Source organism: Amycolatopsis sp. SID8362 (genome assembly GCF_010550475.1).
GTDB classification, from domain to species: domain Bacteria; phylum Actinomycetota; class Actinomycetes; order Mycobacteriales; family Pseudonocardiaceae; genus Amycolatopsis; species Amycolatopsis eburnea.
In genome coordinates this window covers 1-1613 of record NZ_JAAGNB010000712.1, presented here as the reverse complement: position 1 = coordinate 1613, position 1613 = coordinate 1, and the positions used below count along the sequence as shown (strand labels likewise).

Here is a 1613-nt window from a genome sequence, read left to right as displayed (position 1 = left end):
CACGCGCGGCCGGTCCAGCCAGTGGAACGACTGGGCGAACGTCACCAGCCGGAACCGCCCGAGCCCGGCCGGCAGCTCTTCGGCCCGCCGGTGCACCCACCGGCAGTTCCCGGGCGCGCGCCGGGCGGCTTCGCGGAGCATGTCCGCGTCCGCGTCGAGCCCGACCGCTTCGGCGAAGTAGGGCGCCAGCAGCACGGTCAGCGAGCCCGGTCCGCAGCCGACGTCGAGGAGCCGCCCCGAGCCGTCCAGCCCCAGTTCGGCGGCGAACGCCGTGCCGAGCGCCGCCGGGTACGGGAGCCGGCCGCGGACGTAGTGCGGGGCGCTGCCGGCGTACAGGGTCGCGTCCCACTCCCAGGTCACCCGCCGAGCGTAGGCCACCGGGTCCCGGATACTCGGTGCCATGGACGCGAATTGGTGGCGGGACGCCGTGGTTTACGAAGTCTACGTACGCAGCTTCGCCGACTCGAACGGCGACGGCACCGGTGATCTCGCCGGTCTGCGCTCCCGGCTGGGGTACCTGGCCGAACTCGGCATCGACGCCGTGTGGACCACGCCGTGGTACCGCTCGCCGATGGTCGACGGCGGGTACGACGTCGAAGACCACCGCGAAGCCGACCCGTTGTTCGGCAGCGACTACGACGTGCCGGAGCTGGTCGCCGAAGCGCACCGGCTCGGGCTGCGGGTGCTGATCGACGTCGTGCCGAACCACACCTCCGACCGCCACCGCTGGTTCCGGGCCGCGCTCGCCGCCGAGCCCGGCTCAGCCGAACGCGCGCGCTACCACTTCCGGCCGGGCCGCGGCCCCGGCGGCGAGCTGCCGCCGACCGACTGGCGCAGCGTCTTCGGCGGCCCCGCCTGGACCCGCGCCGCCGACGGCGAGTGGTTCCTGCACCTGTTCGCGCCGGAGCAGCCCGACCTGAACTGGGACAACCCCGAAGTCCGGGCCGAATTCGAAGACCTGCTGCGGTTCTGGTTCGCGCGCGGCGTCGACGGCGTCCGCATCGACGTCGCCCACGGCCTGCTCAAGGACCCGGCGTTCCCCGACCTCGGCGCCGACGACGAGGAGATCGCGCAGCCGCCGGATCGCAGCCGGCACCCGCACTGGGACCTCGACGGCGTCCACGACATCTACCGCGCGTGGCGGAAGGTGGCCGGCGAGTTCGGGCCGGACCGGGTGTTCGTCGCCGAGGCGTGGGTCGACCGGCCGGACCGCCTCGCCCGGTACGTCCGCCCCGACGAGCTGCACACCGCGTTCAACTTCGACTTCCTGCGCTGCGACTGGGACGCCGCCGCACTGCGCGAGGTGATCGACCGGACGCTCGAAGCCCTCGGCGCGGTCGGCGCGCCCGCGACGTGGGTGCTGTCCAACCACGACGTCGTCCGGCACGTGACGCGCTTCGGCGACCCGCGCCGGGCCCGGGCCGCGGCGCTGCTCATGCTCGCCCTGCCCGGCGGCGCCTACCTGTACCAGGGCGAGGAGCTGGGGCTGGAGGAGGTCGAGGACCTGCCGGAGGAGGTGCTCGCCGACCCGACGTGGGAGCGTTCCGGCCACACCCGGCGCGGCCGCGACGGCTGCCGCGTGCCGCTGCCGTGGTCCGGTTCGGCACCGCCGT

At 74.5% G+C, this 1613-nt stretch carries 2 protein-coding genes; one reads left to right on the top strand and one right to left on the bottom strand.

All coding sequences use genetic code 11. The features are described 5' to 3' along the window. On the bottom strand, positions 1 to 360 hold a 360-nt coding region (locus tag G3I65_RS21945; RefSeq protein WP_309235615.1), incomplete at its 3' end, for a class I SAM-dependent methyltransferase. A gap of 40 nt (positions 361 to 400) precedes the next feature. Between G3I65_RS21945 and G3I65_RS21940 the strand changes: the two genes are divergently transcribed. Further along, on the top strand, positions 401 to 1613 hold a 1213-nt coding region (locus G3I65_RS21940), incomplete at its 3' end, for an alpha-amylase family glycosyl hydrolase (RefSeq protein ID WP_160697775.1).